The 14485-nt window shown below is 33.2% G+C and carries 15 protein-coding genes; 3 read left to right on the top strand and 12 right to left on the bottom strand.

Annotated features, from left to right (window positions below; all coding sequences use genetic code 11):
- Positions 1-233: 233 nt before the first annotated feature.
- The 9 genes from FYC62_RS12530 to FYC62_RS12490 form a co-directional block, all read right to left on the bottom strand.
- Positions 234-1007, bottom strand: a complete 774-nt coding sequence (locus tag FYC62_RS12530) for a response regulator (RefSeq protein ID WP_149075180.1) — start codon at positions 1005-1007, stop codon at positions 234-236.
- A gap of 100 nt (positions 1008-1107) precedes the next feature.
- Positions 1108-1233: a response regulator gene (locus FYC62_RS12525; protein WP_240534725.1), complete on the bottom strand. Its 126-nt coding sequence runs from the start codon at positions 1231-1233 to the stop codon at positions 1108-1110.
- Positions 1230-1424 carry a response regulator gene (locus tag FYC62_RS12520; protein WP_149075178.1) on the bottom strand — a complete coding sequence of 65 codons (195 nt, stop codon included), beginning with the start codon at positions 1422-1424 and terminating at the stop codon, positions 1230-1232. Before FYC62_RS12520 ends, FYC62_RS12525 begins: the two co-directional genes overlap by 4 nt.
- Entirely contained in the window at positions 1421-2242 is an 822-nt protein-coding gene (locus tag FYC62_RS12515) for a sensor histidine kinase (RefSeq protein ID WP_149075177.1), read from the bottom strand. The genes FYC62_RS12520 and FYC62_RS12515 overlap by 4 nt, the downstream gene beginning before the upstream one ends.
- A 20-nt stretch (positions 2243-2262) precedes the next feature.
- Positions 2263-3504 (bottom strand): PAS domain-containing protein, encoded by a 1242-nt coding sequence (locus FYC62_RS12510; protein ID WP_168199442.1) that lies wholly within the window; start codon positions 3502-3504, stop codon positions 2263-2265.
- 155 nt (positions 3505-3659) lie between these two features.
- A complete protein-coding gene (locus FYC62_RS12505; RefSeq protein WP_149075175.1) occupies positions 3660-4241 on the bottom strand; it encodes a hypothetical protein in 582 nt (193 codons plus the stop codon).
- Positions 4242-5672, bottom strand: a complete 1431-nt coding sequence (locus FYC62_RS12500; protein WP_149075174.1) for a sigma-54-dependent transcriptional regulator — start codon at positions 5670-5672, stop codon at positions 4242-4244.
- A gap of 141 nt (positions 5673-5813) precedes the next feature.
- Positions 5814-6590 carry an enoyl-CoA hydratase/isomerase family protein gene (locus FYC62_RS12495; protein ID WP_149075173.1) on the bottom strand — a complete coding sequence of 259 codons (777 nt, stop codon included), beginning with the start codon at positions 6588-6590 and terminating at the stop codon, positions 5814-5816.
- A gap of 2 nt (positions 6591-6592) precedes the next feature.
- The gene (locus tag FYC62_RS12490; RefSeq protein WP_240534724.1) at positions 6593-7009 is read right to left on the bottom strand and encodes a cobalamin B12-binding domain-containing protein; all 417 of its coding nucleotides are present in this window, start codon (positions 7007-7009) and stop codon (positions 6593-6595) included.
- A gap of 246 nt (positions 7010-7255) precedes the next feature.
- Here FYC62_RS12490 and FYC62_RS12485 point away from each other — a divergent pair, with 246 nt between their 5' ends.
- Positions 7256-7636: a BlaI/MecI/CopY family transcriptional regulator gene (locus FYC62_RS12485; protein WP_149075172.1), complete on the top strand. Its 381-nt coding sequence runs from the start codon at positions 7256-7258 to the stop codon at positions 7634-7636.
- Positions 7633-9225, top strand: a complete 1593-nt coding sequence (locus FYC62_RS12480) for a M56 family metallopeptidase (protein ID WP_149075171.1) — start codon at positions 7633-7635, stop codon at positions 9223-9225. The genes FYC62_RS12485 and FYC62_RS12480 overlap by 4 nt, the downstream gene beginning before the upstream one ends.
- Before the next feature lie 76 nt (positions 9226-9301).
- On the opposite strand, the gene FYC62_RS12475 is transcribed toward FYC62_RS12480, so the two are convergent.
- Positions 9302-10288, bottom strand: coding sequence for a pyruvate dehydrogenase complex E1 component subunit beta (locus FYC62_RS12475; RefSeq protein WP_039450916.1), 987 nt, complete (start codon positions 10286-10288; stop codon positions 9302-9304).
- 105 nt (positions 10289-10393) lie between these two features.
- The gene (locus FYC62_RS12470) at positions 10394-11794 is read right to left on the bottom strand and encodes an MBL fold metallo-hydrolase RNA specificity domain-containing protein (protein ID WP_149075170.1); all 1401 of its coding nucleotides are present in this window, start codon (positions 11792-11794) and stop codon (positions 10394-10396) included.
- Between the two features lie 94 nt (positions 11795-11888).
- Here FYC62_RS12470 and FYC62_RS12465 point away from each other — a divergent pair, with 94 nt between their 5' ends.
- Complete coding sequence (locus tag FYC62_RS12465) at positions 11889-12734, top strand: energy transducer TonB (protein WP_149075169.1); 846 nt, start codon at positions 11889-11891, stop codon at positions 12732-12734.
- 39 nt (positions 12735-12773) lie between these two features.
- Here FYC62_RS12465 and FYC62_RS12460 read toward each other — a convergent pair whose 3' ends face one another.
- Positions 12774-14459, bottom strand: a complete 1686-nt coding sequence (locus FYC62_RS12460; RefSeq protein WP_149075168.1) for a S41 family peptidase — start codon at positions 14457-14459, stop codon at positions 12774-12776.
- Positions 14460-14485: the final 26 nt, after the last annotated feature.

The following is a 14485-nucleotide window of genomic DNA, read 5'->3' as shown; positions in this document are numbered from 1 at the left end:
GGTTTGGATATGGAGTTCCCTATTTTGCGTAGAGCTTACTAAATTAGAAACTAGAAGATTTATTTTATCGAAATTGGTTTTTAAGATGTTTAAATAAAGATTGATGGTTTCATCACTTGTATTTAAATCAAGCTTAAGCTGTTCTAAAGATAAATTGATATTTGATAAAGGATTTCTTATTTCATTAGATAATCCTTTTACAATTCTTTCTGTTACGGCTAGTTTCTCAATATCTACAATAGCTTTTTCTTCTTTTTTCTGTTGGTAATATCATGAATGATACAGTAATAAAGCTCTTGTGTAGCGTGTTGGTCTATTTGCAAAAAAGCGGATATGGCTACTGTTCTTACCTCTTTTTCTTTGGTGATCAGTTGAGTTTCAAAATCATTAACAGAGCCTTTTTCATCCATTTGTTGAACAAATTGGGCGTTGTCTTTACGGTTAACGTATAAATCGACACCTTTTATAAGTTCAAGTTCTTCTCTGGTATATTTAAAAAATCTTAAACCTGCTTCATTAATATCTCTAATAGCACCAAAAGAATCTATAATAACAAAAGGTTCTTTAGAGCGCTCGAAAATAATTTTAAATTTATTTTCGCTCTCTTTTAGCGCTTTTAAAGTTAAGGTGTGTTTTAAAGCATATCGAATAGAGCGTTCTATGGTATAAGGGTCTATTTTATCTTTGATAAGATAATCTGCCGCACCAATTTGTAAGGCTTCGTCATCTACTTTAGAATCACCTTTTCCTGTTAAGATAATGATAGGTTCTCCAACGTTAGATTTAATGGCCTCTTTTAACAAGTCAATGCCAGTGTATTTACCTAAGCGGTAATCAACCAAGTAAATATCATAATGGCTCTTCAGCATGGCATTAATACCTTCTTCATAGTTGTTAATCCAGCTTAACTGATATTTTTCTTTTTGCGGAATATCACTAAATATTTCCTTGGTAAGGATGTAATCATCCTCATCATCATCAATTAATAATACTTTAACAGGTTTCATATTATTATCATTTATCCGTATGATTTAATTAAATCTCCGGTAATTTTTAGCATATCTTTAAACTTATAGGGTTTAGTAATAAAATCACGAGCACCCATTTTTAAACTTTCTTTTTTTCTTCCTCACTTTTAGAAGTGGTGAAAATGATAACGGGTATGTTTTTAGTGTTTTCATTAGCTTTGATAAAAGCTAGCACTTCATGTCCGTTAATTTTTGGCATATTCAAATCCAATAAAATGAGATTTGGTTTCCATTTGATGCGCTTCTTTTTAAGGCTTTCAATAATTTTTCTCCATCCTCAAAAAAAACTAAAGGTTTGGTATAATTAAATTCCTCAAAGGCTTCTTTAAGCATCAACCTATCATCAGGGTCGTCCTCGGCAATCCAAATAGCACTATTTATGGTTCTTTTACTCATGAAGCCTGATAAGGTAAAATGATGGTAAATTGAGTGCCTTCTCCGGGTTTACTGTCGGCTTGTATAAATCCATCGTGTTTTTCTACTATTTTTTTACAAACAGCTAATCCTATACCGGTTCCTTCATATTCATTTCTGGTATGTAGCCTTTGGAAGAGCGCAAATATTTTATCTCCGTATTGTGGGTCGAAACCAATACCATTATCCTTTATTTTAATTACACAGTAATCTTTATTTGGATAAATCCCTGGCATATTCAATAAAGAACCACTTATTATTTCTGATTTTACTTCTATTACAGGAGCAACATTTTCTTTGCTGAATTTGATAGCGTTGCTAAATAAATTCTGGAAAAGCTGTCTAATTTGCCCAGGTATAGCTTTTACGGTATGGTTCACCATCATATCTATGGTGGCACCTTTTTTCTCTATAGCAAATTCAAGGTTCTCTAATGTCATTTGTATTTGCTCATGTAAATCTACCTCTTCAAAACCTTCATCTCCGCGGGTAACCCTAGAATAAGTAAGCAAATCATCAATAAGCGTTTGCATTCTTTCTGATGCACTTTGCATTCTCTTGATATAATCTAAACCTTCTTCGGAAATTTCTTGGGCATATTTGTTTTGTAGGCGGTCTCCAAAAGCTCTGATTTTTCTTAATGGTTCTTGTAAATCGTGAGAGGCTACATAAGCAAATTGTTCTAAATCTTGGTTAGACCTGTTCAGCTCATCAACCTTCGACTCTAAATCTTTTTGTGCGGCTTTTATTTCAGAAATATCATGCTTCACAACCATCACACTAAATATATCTCCCGCCACGTTTCTTACCGGAACGTAATCTATCTTGTAAAAACGATTATTCTCTTCTTTTCAAAAGATACTTCTAAACCTGAGAATGCTTTATCAAGAGATTTTCTAATTTTTTCTGCAAGGTCATCATGATATAAATCGGGTAAGAAAATGCCGGTTTGTGGTTGTGTTTTAAAGTTTAAGTCTTTTACTATAGGGCCGTCTAATAAGATTAATTTATAATCTTTATCAAACATCATCACAGCAGAATCTGGAACATTTTTGGCAATAGTTTTATAAATACTTTCTGTTTTTTCTAAAAGTATGGCTGTATTTTTAAGCTCTGTAATATCCTGAATAGTACCTAAAACTTTTACGGCATCGGTTTTTTTATCAATAATAATTTTTGCTGTGCCATATAAGAATCTAACTTCTTTATCTGGTTTGATGATGCGGTATTCTATAACAAAGTTACGCTTCAAATCAAAGGCTTTTTCTACCGTAGATTCGCATCTTTTAAGGTCTTCTGGGTGGATTAAAGTTTTGTAAAATCCAAAATCTAATTTGATGTTTTGTGGGTCTAAACCGTGTATCCTGTAAAGTTCATCAGACCAAAAGATAGAAGAAGAGCCTTGGTTCCATTCAAAACTTCCATTATGGGATATAGATTCTGCTTCTTTTAAAATAGCCTCATTTTGCTCTAGCTTAAAAGTGGCTTCTTTTAGTTTGGTAACATCAAGACAGGTACCTATAATTTTATTTTCTGTTTGGATATACTGCCCTTTTATTTGTAAAAAGCGTTGTATTGATGTTTGATGATCTGTAATTTGATATTCTAGCTGAAAAGAACCCTGAGTTTTTATACAGTTTTGTATAGCTTGTTTAAAGTTGTTTTTGTCATCATCCTGAAAAAGCTCAAGAATAGCGTCAAGAGTTGGTTGGGTTTGGTGTGGATTTAAATTTAAAACATGGTAAAGTGCATCAGACCAAATCATTTTATCCGTTGCAGTTTGCATTTCCCAGCTACCCATATTAGCCATAGACTCGGCATACTTAAGTAAGTTTTGTCTGCTTTCTAAGTTTTGTTGTATTTTTTTCTTTTCCTGAATTTCTCTATCGAGTTTTAAATTGGTTTGGTGCTGTTTAGAGATACTTCTTGAATAGTTTAAGCTAATTCCTGTTAAGGGAATAAAATAGGTGATGAGCCTTAAAAATTGCGCTACATTATAATTAGCATCAAAAGGAAATGATGCAATAGACATATGAACAGCTGCAAAAATTGCAGGTATCATACTTAAAACTAAAAGTTGTGAAAATATGCTAGGATATGTCTTTATAACGTTAGGCATGATAACAGAACCCCATAAAAAGAATAAGCCTATGATAATTAATTCTGTTGGATGTATAAGGAAAGAATTACTTGCAATAAAAAAACTAGGTAATGTTTTTACGGTAAGTAAAAATATAATGCTGCTACAGTTATAAGTCCGAATAAAAGGGTTAAAGCCTGTAATAATTTAACTTTCTGCTCAATTTTCCTGATGGTTTTGGTTTTAACTACTAAAATTAAGCCTGTACCTAAAATCAGGAAAGTAACTTGTAATAGCCTGCTGGTAAACCAAGTAATATAAAGTGCGTCATCATAATTGATAGCTAACTTAATAAGATTAGAAGCAATTGTGAGATGTAGCAAATCTATAATAGCTGTACATAGTAAGACAATACCAATAATAGGTGCGGAAATGTCTTTTTTTACCTTAAAATCTATAAGAGTTAAAATACAAGTAAACAAGCCTGTTGCAACGCTAAATAAGATCCATGCGGTATTAAATGCTTTACCTACAAGAAGGTCTTTAAAAGCATTTGCTTTTTCAAAAGAGATGATATGATATCCAAGAAGATCTATATCGAGTTGTAAAACCGAAAGCAAAAAAGGAATGATACATAAGGTAAATACCGCAAGAAAATAGGGTATAGGGATATCAAATCCTTTTCTAGATTTTAAAAATGAGAGGTTAGAAGTAATCATTTATTCTAGATTAATGGCTTTCATTTTGTTGTAAAGCGTTTTCCTATCAATATTTAACAGTTTAGCAGCTTTAGTTTTGTTGAAATTTACTTCCTTAAGTACTTTTAGAATAGTTTCATACTCTGCTTCTAAAGCAGCATTTTTTAGGTCGAGTTTTTTTTCTCTTCTGCCTTCTCCGCCACCTGCTGGTTTATCTAAAATGTTTTCTAGTGCTGATAACTTGGTGAAGGTTGAAATTTCTAGAGGCAAAGCTTTAAGCAGGATGTAATCTCCTTCGGTTAGTAAAACCGCTCTACGCATAACATTTTTTAGCTCTCTAACATTACCTGGCCAAGTATAGGTAAGAATACACTCTTCTACTTCCTCGCTAAAGCCTTTAACATCACGATTAAGCTCTGCATTGGCCGCATTTAAAAAGTGTTCGGCAAAAATTAAAATATCTTTACCACGCTCTCTTAATGGAGGCATGTAAATACCAAACTCGTTAAATCTGTGGTATAAATCTTCTCTAAATTTACCTTTAGATATAGCATCAATTAAGTTTTCATTGGTAGCAACAATTATTCTTACATCAAGGTCTATTTCTTTGGTAGAGCCAATTCTTTTTACTTTTCTTTCTTGTACAGTTCTTAATAAAGCAGCTTGTATTTCATAAGACAGGTTTCCTACTTCATCTAAAAATAAAGTACCGCCATTTGCCATTTCAAAGTGACCAATTTTGGTGTATAATGCGCCAGTGAAAGAGCCTTTCTCATGCCCGAAAAATTCAGAACCTGCTAACTCTTTGGTTAGAGAACCGCAATCCATAGCAATAAAAGGTTTATCTCTTCTATTACTTTTCATATGGATACTTTTAGCTACCGATTCTTTACCGGTTCCGCTTTCTCCAATTAAAATAACACTATAATTGGTAGGGGCTACAAGTTCTATTTGCCTAATAAGCTCTCTAGCAGGAGAACTTTGACCAATAACATACTCATCAAAACTTCCTGAAGTTTTTTTAGCCTCTTTTGTTTTAGGTGTTTCTTCCGTAACAGGAGAAGGGTTGTCTAATTCTTCATTTAAAGCTTGTTGAGTTTCAATAGCTTTATTGATGGTGTTTAGAATTTCATCAGGGTAAAGTGGTTTAGTAATATAATCGTAAGCACCCATTTTAATGAGTTCTACAGCTAATTTTATATCAGAATAACCAGTAATGATGATAACACCTGTTCTTGGATAAAGTAATTTTATTTTTTTTAATACTTCTCGTCCGTCGGTATCTTCTAACCTAAAATCGCAAAGTACGAGGTTAAAAGTTTCTTTGCTGAGGATATCAAATGCTGAAGTTCCTGAAGTTGCAGTCTTTATTTCAAAACCGTTCCTTGATAGGAATTTAGAGAGAAGCAACCCAATGTTAACTTCATCATCAACGATTAGTATTTTTTTCATATCTGTATTTACTTACCAGAATAAGAAGCTTTAGTAAAATTCTTATAAGCGAATATAGATATTTATTTTAAATGGGAAAATAATTCTACATAATTAATTTTAATTATCTGAAAATTAATTCAAAAAATATATAAAATCATATTAATGAAAATTTGGTTTACGCTTTTCTAAGAATGCAGCTACGCCTTCTTTAAAATTTTGGGTAACGAAGCAAGTTCCAAAAGCTTCAATTTCTGCTTGGTAACCACTTTGGGTGTGGTCAAAAGCGTTTATCGCTTTTATGGCTGCTGCTATAGCTTCTGGCGAGCGACTAAGTATTTTTTGCATTAAAGCTGTTGCTTTGGGTAATAAATCTGTTGATTCTACCGCATAATTGACTAAGCCTACTTTTTCAGCATCTTCGGCAGAAATCATATCGGCAGTTAAAATCATTTCGAAAGCTTTTCCTTTACCCACTAGTTCTGTTAGTCTTTGGGTGCCTCCATAACCCGGAATCAATCCTAAACTTACTTCTGGAAGCCCTAATTTGGCATTTTGAGATGCTATTCTGATATGGCAAGCCATAGCTAATTCTAAACCACCACCTAGTGCGAAGCCATTCATGGCAGCAATAACAGGTTTTTTACTGCTAGCAATTAAATCGAAAACCTTTTCTTGCCCTTCTTTAGCTAAATTTTTGCCTTCTTCTGCATTAAAATTAGAGAATTCTTTAATATCTGCGCCAGCTACAAAAGCTTTTTCACCCTTTCCGGTGATGATGATACCTTTTATTGATTCATCATGTAGTGCAGCTAAAATACAATCATGTATTTCTGCTAAAGTATCTTTATTAAGTGCATTAAGTTTATCTTCTCTATTTATGGTTAGATAAAGTATGCTGTTTTGTATGTCTGTAAGAAGGTTAAGATAGTTTTTCATGATTAAAAGTCTCTGTGTGTTACAACCCAATCTTTTATATAATTTACAATGGCTAGGGTATTGGTGCCCGGCGGAAATAACTCGCCAACACCTATTTTCCTGAGCGCTTGCATATCTTCATCAGGAATAATGCCACCACCTGTTACCAGAACATCATCCATTCCTTTTTCTTTCATCAGATTGATGATTTTAGGAAAAACAGTCATGTGCGCACCCGATAATATGGATACACCTATAGCATCTACATCTTCTTGTAAGGCAGCGTTTACCACCATTTCTGGAGTTTGTCTTAAGCCTGTATAAATAACCTCCATACCGGCGTCTCTTAAAGAAGTGGCTATTATTTTTGCGCCGCGGTCATGCCCATCTAAGCCAACTTTGGCAACTAAAACTCTTACTGGTCTGTTCATTTCTTGCATATCAAACAGGTTTCATTGGTTTTATATAAATGTAAACAAATTTTTGGCTGTTATTCGGGTCTGTTTGTATTAATCTTATGGGTCTGATATTTTTCTGAAGCCCGTCATGATTAAGCCTGTTATCATAATGATGATTTTAATGAATTGATTTTCAATATATTAAATAATGTTGTTTTGTATTAACTAAGAATTTAGTTGTATAACTAAAAAATTAGTTATATATTAGTTTAAACGTTAGCAAATCATATGGAAAAGGAATTTAAAGAACTTACAAAAGCAGAAGAACAAATTATGCAGGTGATATGGGAAATACAACATGGCTTTGTTAAAGATGTGATAGCGTATTTGCCAGAACCTAAACCGGCGTATAATACAGTATCAACCATCATCAGAATTTTAGAAACTAAGGGTTTTGTTAAGCATAAAGCTTTTGGTAAAAGTCATCAATATTTACCAGCAATAACAAAAGAAGAATATAAAAACTATGCTACTGACAAACTACTGAACGGATATTTTGAAAACTCGGTAGAAAGTATGTTCTCTTTCTTTGTGAAAAAGCAAAAAATTGATTTAAAAGAAGCAGATGAGATATTAAAACTTATTGAAAAACTTAAAACCGATAAATGATGAACTGGGCAAACTATCTTATTCAAATCAATATTTACTTGATGTTGTTTTACGGATTTTACTTCTTGTTTTTAAGAAATGAAACCTTTTTTCAGCTTAACAGGATATACTTGGTAGGCTCGGCTTTACTTTCTTTAGGTATACCATTGTTTTACCTAGAATGGATACGCCAATTTTTTATTGCAGAGCAGGTAGAGGAAGGATGGTCTGGCGTTTATATTGCAGTTTCAGAAGGTTTTGCTACACCCTTAAATACACAAGCCCATACGTTAAGCATTTCTATTACTTTCATTTACTTAGCCGGAGTTCTTAGCTGTGCTATAAGATTTCTTTATAGGCTTTTAAAAGTGTGGATGCTTTTGAAGGCAAATAGCCATCAGCAAGCATTTTCATTTTTCAATCAAATTAAGATTGATGAAAACCTTCCGCAGAAAGATATAATCCTGAAACACGAGCTTACACATGCCAAGCAATTACATACTGCCGACGTTTTATTATTCGAGATCATCAGCATCATGAATTGGTTTAACCCAATAGTATATTTCTATAAAGTTGCTATAAAGCAAATTCATGAATTTATTGCTGATGAGGCAGTTGTACAATCAGAAAGCAGTAAAAAGGAATATGCTTTATTAATATTTAGTGAGAGCTTCGGTATAAACCCACATAAATTAACCAACACATTTTTTAACCAATCTTTATTAAAAAGGAGAATCCAGATGTTACAAAAACAAAAATCAAGAAAAGCAGCCATCCTAAAGTATGGTTTGTCTGTACCATTATTTCTATTAGCATTGATATTATCTTCTGCTACCATCAATGAAAATAAAACACTAAAAAATATTACTAGTGAAATAGAATTTAAAGAATCAGTTCAAACTTTGATTCCTACTTTTAAAGAAATTACGCTTTATAAAACCACAACACAGCCTTTATCTGCAAATTCGAAAGATACACCTAAGCTTACCCAAAAAGATGCTGAAATGGCTCCTTCTTTTAATGCGGATACCATAAAAAAAGAGCTTGCTAAGGAACCCGCTTTAAACGCTCCTATTTTAAAAGAAGTAAAAGTGTATGGTTATAAAAATGAAGAAGATGCATTAACTCATGTTGATGTTTTACCGATGTTTAAAGGCGGACCTCAAAAATTCCCCGAATTTTTACAGAGGAACTTGCAATATCCAGCAGAAGCGAAAGCAAATAAAAGAGAAGGAAGGGTTATTGTTAATTTTATTGTTGAAAAAGATGGCTCTTTAAGTGATGTTAAAATTTTAAGAGGTGTAAGTAAAGAATTAGATGAAGAAGCTTTAAGAGTTATAAAACTTTCTCCAAATTGGGAGCCTGGTCAACAAAATGGTAAAGCTGTAAGAGTAAGCTTTGCTTTACCTATTTCTTTTAATCTAACAGGCTATAATCCTAAACCTCAATTTATGCTAGATGGAAAAGCAATATCGGAAGAAGAGATGAAAAAACTTAAGCCAGAAAATATCGATAAAATAGAAGTCTTGAAAGATAAAAGTGCTACAGATAAATATGGCGAGCAAGGTAAGAATGGGGTTGTTATCATTACCTTAAAGGAAAAACAATAGTTAGGAGCCAAATGCATAGAAAAAGCCGAGTTGTTTTTCACAACTCGGCTTTTTGGTATTTATATCTTAAAAGAAATTACTTTTTAATATACATGACTTCTTTTACCGCTTTAACAATACGCTCAGCATTTGGTAAGCTTGCTGCAATTAGGGTTGGAGCATAAGGTAAAGGAACATCAGCACAAGTAATACGCAAAACTGGTGCGTCTAGATAATCAAAAGCATTTCTTTGTACATGGAAAGCTATTTCTGATGAAATAGAAGCCAAAGGCCAAGCTTCTTCAACTACAACTAATCTGTTTGTTTTCTTAACAGAAGTTAAAATAGTTTCAAAATCAATTGGTCTAACAGTTCTTAAATCTATAACTTCTACATTAATACCTTCTTTTTCTAAAGCTTCTACGGCAGGCTGTACGGCTCTGCTCATCATTTTACCGAAAGAAACAATAGTTACATCAGAACCAACTTTGGTAACTTTTGCTTTTCCTATTTCAATATAGTATTCTTCTTCTGGTACTTCGCCTTTATCGCCATACATCACTTCAGACTCCATGTAAATAACTGGATCTGGATCTATAATAGATGATTTTAATAAACCTTTTGCATCATATGGGTTAGATGGAACTACCACTTTTAAGCCAGGGCAGTTAGCAAACCAGTTCTCGAAATTTTGAGAGTGTTGCGCACCTAATTGTCCAGCATTACCAGTTGGGCCTCTAAAAACAATTGGCACCGATATTTGGCCACCAGACATAGATAATATTTTAGCTGCACCATTAATAATTTGGTCTATTGCAACTAAAGAGAAGTTAAAAGTCATGAATTCTACAATTGGGCGTAAGCCATTCATGGCAGCTCCAATAGCAATACCCGCAAAACCAAGCTCGGCAATAGGCGTATCAATTACTCTTTTCGGGCCAAATTCATCAAGCATACCTTGACTTACCTTGTAAGCACCGTTATACTCGGCAACTTCTTCGCCCATTAAGAAAATTTTATCGTCTTTACGCATTTCTTCGTTCATGGCTTCACGAAGTGCTTCTCTGTATTGTATTACTCTCATTACTATGTCTTAAATCTGAATTTACGGAACGCAAATATAAAGATTGTTGCCTGAATTGCAATTAGTGAAACAAGCTTCAAAATCTATTTTTTACCAAATTGTGGCTTAAAGCTCAAAACTTTGGTGGCGATAGGGTATTTCTACGTTCTGAAAGCCTTTTTCATGTAATTTTTGCTTAAAAATTTCTTGTGTATCAGGCTCGCCATGCACTAAAAATATTTTTTTAGTGAGGTTTTTATCCTGATTTTCAATAAAACGGATTAAATCATTTTGATCTCCGTGGGCGCTCATGGTTTGTATGCTGGTAACTTTAGCATTAACTTGATAATATTCGCCGAAGATAGATACCGGGTTAACCCCACTTTTTAAACGTCCGGCTAAAGAGCCAGACTCACTATAACCAACCAATAAAATGGTACAATTTGGATTCTCAATATTGTTTTTGATATGATGTTTTACCCTGCCAGCCTCGGCCATACCCGATGCAGAAATGATAACCATTGGTGTTTGGTCTTCATTTAAAGCTATTGAAGCTTCGGTATCTTCAATAAAAGATAAACCCTCAAAATCAAAAGGGTCATCATCTTGTTTTAAGACCTCTTGTACTTTGTTGTTAAAATTCCAAGGGTGCGCTTTTACCACCAAAGTAGCTTTTTCTGATAAAGGGCTATCTACATAGTATTTTACCTTAGGCAATACACCTTTTAATTCTAAACCGTTAAGCGCATATAATATCTCTTGGGTGCGCCCAACGCTAAAAGCTGGGATAATAACTTTCCCTTTTCTTTGGATACAGGTATCTTGTATAACCTCTAAAAGCCTGCCTTCTGTTGGCATAGCCATATCGTGTAAACTATCACCGTAGGTGCTTTCTAGAATCACATAATCTGCCTGCCTAAAAGCTGCCGGAGATTTTAATAGTAAATCGTTATAACGGCCAACATCGCCACTAAAAGTTATTTTGGTGGTTTTATTATTCTCTGTGATGTCTAAATGAACGGCTGCACTACCTAAGATATGTCCAGCATCGGTAAATAATAGTTCAACCCCTTCCGTTAAAGTATAAGGCTGATTGTATTTTACCCTCTTAAAAAATGAAAGTGCTAATAAAGCATCTTCCATGGTATAAAGGGGTTCTACTAAAGTTTTATTGAGCTTTAATCTTTTTTTATTGATGAATTTAGCGTCAGATTCTTGAATTTTAGCAGCATCCTGAAGCATAATTTTACATAGCTCTCTGGTAGCAGGTGTGCAAATAATATCACCAGTAAAACCTTCGGCAACTAAGCGTGGTATTAAACCAGAATGGTCTATATGTGCATGGGATAAGACAAGGAAATCAATTTCAGAAGGTTGAAAACCGAAATGCAAGTTCCATTCTCCGGTTTGTTTTCCATGCCCTTGAAACATGCCACAATCGAGAAGAATTTTTTTGCCATTAGCTAGCTCTAATACATGTTTACTTCCGGTAACTGTTTGTGCAGCGCCATGAAACGTTATTTTCATATAAGATTTTTTAAAAAAGCAATTTAGCTATTATGTATTGATATTTTAGAAAACAATATGTTTCTTTGGAAACAACAAATTTATAAACCTATTTATGAAAAAATTAACCACAACAATAGCATGTTTAGCATGCTTATGCTTATTATCTTTTGCTTATCCCTTAAAAGCAAATGATACTCATCTTCAGCAGAAAGAGGCTAAAAACAAAACAGATTACGTTTATGTACAGGTAGACGAAGACCCAGATTATGCTGATGATGGTTTAGAAGGACTTGAAAAGTTGATGAGAGAAAATCTTAAATATCCTAAGAATGCCCTAAGTAATAATGTCTCCGGCTCCATTTCATTAGATTTTATAATAGAGAAAGATGGACGTATAAGTAATATTTTGGTTGTAAAAGATGTAAAAGGCTCTGGCTTAGGAGAAGAAGCTAAAAGATTGTTATCCTTAGCAAAGAAATGGAAAAGAGGAGTTAGAAATGGAGAAAAAGTTCGGGTAAATAGAAGATTAAATGTTGTATTTTCTTTAGAAAATACTAATCCTGATATTAAAATTAAACTTGTTATTCCTCCCTTACCTGAAAATTTAGATGTAGTTTATACATTAAACCATAATCAGGCAGAGCCAGCTAAAGGCTCTAAAGAATTTGAGGGTTTCTTAAATAAAAATTTACAATATCCTGCAGGAGCATTAAACAAAGACTTAGAAAAAGTGGTGATAGTAAATTTTGTTGTAGATAAAGAGGGTAGTTTAACAGATATAAAAGTATTAAGACCTGGCGGTTTTGGTTTTGATGAGGAAATAACAAGGTTATTAGCTCTATCTCCTAAATGGGTGTCAGGTTCTATCAATGAAATTCCAGTAAAGAGTAGTAAAAGTATGGCTTTTAAATTTACATCCTTTAAAACTATAGAAATATTAGAACCATTGAAAAGATAAATGATAAAAGCGGCTATTTTATTTTTAGCCGCTTTTATTTTAATCAGCTTTAGCTACAACTTTTACTGGCTTGCCAATGGTTTTATAGTTACCCATACCAGCTAAAACAGCGTTATATTTTTGTTTATCGTTAAAAAACTCTTTTGCTTTTTTTATCTCTTCATCGTACTGGAAAGTTTGTACAATACGCCCTTTTTCATAATAATAACGTTGTACAATTTCAGACTCTAAAACTCGCATAATTTCTGCTTTGTGCGTTATTAAATCTACTTTTTTACTATTGCTTAACGTATTTTGTAAAGCTTCTATTTCTGCTTTTACTTCGTTTAATTTCTTTTCTTTTTGTACTTCTTCTTTCAGGTTAGCCAAAACTCTTTCTGATGATGTTTTGTAGGTGATATTCTTATCCTTTATAAAAGTTAAAAAAGTGTTATAATCAGTTTCAGATAATTTGAAATCTGAAGCAGTTGCTATACTAGGGTTGTTTTTTACAAACTCATTTCCAAAATCAAATACATGGTATTTAGACACTAAAGTTTGCGTTATTTGGTGAAACTTATAAGGCTCTATATGAATATCTGGGTAAATACCACTACCATCGTAAACTAAACGCCCACCTTTGGTTTTATACTCGTTTATTAAAGAATCTGATACTTTTTCTACCACACCATCTTCTGTACGGTGGGTATAATCTAAAGCCTGGATGCACCTTCCAGACGAGGTATAATATTTAGCCACCGTTACTTTTACCAAAGTATTATAAGGTAAATTAAAAGTTTGTTGCACCAGGCCTTTTCCAAAACTACGCTGACCAATAATAACAGCTCTGTCTAAATCTTGCAAAGAGCCAGCTACAATTTCTGATGCCGATGCAGACCTGTTATTGATTAAAATGGCTAAAGGTAAATCTGGCTCTATGGCCGATAAAAAGGTCTTATAATTGATATTCTTTTCAGGATTTTTTCCTTTCTGAGAAACCACTTCAATATCTTTACCTACAAACAGATTTACAATTTTTACAGCTTCTTGTAAAATACCACCACCATTATTTCTAAGATCTATGATTAAGCCTGTTGGATTATTCTTCTTAAGCTCTACCAATGCATCTTTAACTTCTTGAGCAGAATTTTCTAGAAATTTATCTAATCTGATGTAGGCTGTATTACCAATCATGCCATAATAGCTCACATTGGGTTGTTTAATATCAGCTCTTTTAATTTCTTTTTCTAAAATTTTACCATCTCTGGCTAGCTTTAACTTAACAGGAGTTTCTTTTGGGCCTTTCAACAATAAACTTACTTGTTCATTATTTTTGCCTTTCAGTATTTGGTCATTAATAGCAATTATTTCATCGCCAGCTTTTAAATCTGCTTTTTGTGCCGGGTAACCTTCAAAAGGGTCTGATATAAAAACACGTCCATCTCTATGAATAACTGCTGCACCAATACCGCCATATTGGGTGCTTACATACTTCATACGGTAATCTTCAATTTCAGATTCTGGTACAAACTCTGTATAGGGGTCTAAATCATTCAGCATAGCATCAATACTGGTTCTGATAAGCTTGGCAGAATTTACTTCATCTACATAATTAAGATTAAGTTCTTTATATACAGACGCGAAAATATCCAGATTCTTAGAAACTTGAAATAAGTCTGTTTTGAAAGAGAATGCTATAAAAGCAACGCTAAACAAAACGAGTAAAAGCTTAAATTTTTTGTACATTTTGAATATGTTAAGGATGCAGATTG

Origin of the sequence: Pedobacter aquae (assembly GCF_008195825.1) — a bacterium.
GTDB lineage: Bacteria > Bacteroidota > Bacteroidia > Sphingobacteriales > Sphingobacteriaceae > Pseudopedobacter > Pseudopedobacter aquae.
Note: the sequence above shows the minus strand (reverse complement) of the source record. Positions and strands in the feature narration are given on the sequence as shown.

Coding starts and splice junctions, on each gene's coding strand:
- FYC62_RS12485 (WP_149075172.1), top strand. CDS start 7,256: ATGGAAAAGGAATTTAAAGAACTTACAAAAGCAGAAGAACAAATTATG.
- FYC62_RS12500 (WP_149075174.1), bottom strand. CDS start 5,672: ATGAAAAAAATACTAATCGTTGATGATGAAGTTAACATTGGGTTGCTT.
- FYC62_RS12520 (WP_149075178.1), bottom strand. CDS start 1,424: ATGAGTAAAAGAACCATAAATAGTGCTATTTGGATTGCCGAGGACGAC.
- FYC62_RS12480 (WP_149075171.1), top strand. CDS start 7,633: ATGATGAACTGGGCAAACTATCTTATTCAAATCAATATTTACTTGATG.
- FYC62_RS12490 (WP_240534724.1), bottom strand. CDS start 7,009: ATGCAAGAAATGAACAGACCAGTAAGAGTTTTAGTTGCCAAAGTTGGC.
- FYC62_RS12475 (WP_039450916.1), bottom strand. CDS start 10,288: ATGAGAGTAATACAATACAGAGAAGCACTTCGTGAAGCCATGAACGAA.
- FYC62_RS12505 (WP_149075175.1), bottom strand. CDS start 4,241: ATGATTACTTCTAACCTCTCATTTTTAAAATCTAGAAAAGGATTTGAT.
- FYC62_RS12465 (WP_149075169.1), top strand. CDS start 11,889: ATGAAAAAATTAACCACAACAATAGCATGTTTAGCATGCTTATGCTTA.
- FYC62_RS12510 (WP_168199442.1), bottom strand. CDS start 3,504: ATGATACCTGCAATTTTTGCAGCTGTTCATATGTCTATTGCATCATTT.
- FYC62_RS12530 (WP_149075180.1), bottom strand. CDS start 1,007: ATGAAACCTGTTAAAGTATTATTAATTGATGATGATGAGGATGATTAC.
- FYC62_RS12470 (WP_149075170.1), bottom strand. CDS start 11,794: ATGAAAATAACGTTTCATGGCGCTGCACAAACAGTTACCGGAAGTAAA.
- FYC62_RS12495 (WP_149075173.1), bottom strand. CDS start 6,590: ATGAAAAACTATCTTAACCTTCTTACAGACATACAAAACAGCATACTT.
- FYC62_RS12460 (WP_149075168.1), bottom strand. CDS start 14,459: ATGTACAAAAAATTTAAGCTTTTACTCGTTTTGTTTAGCGTTGCTTTT.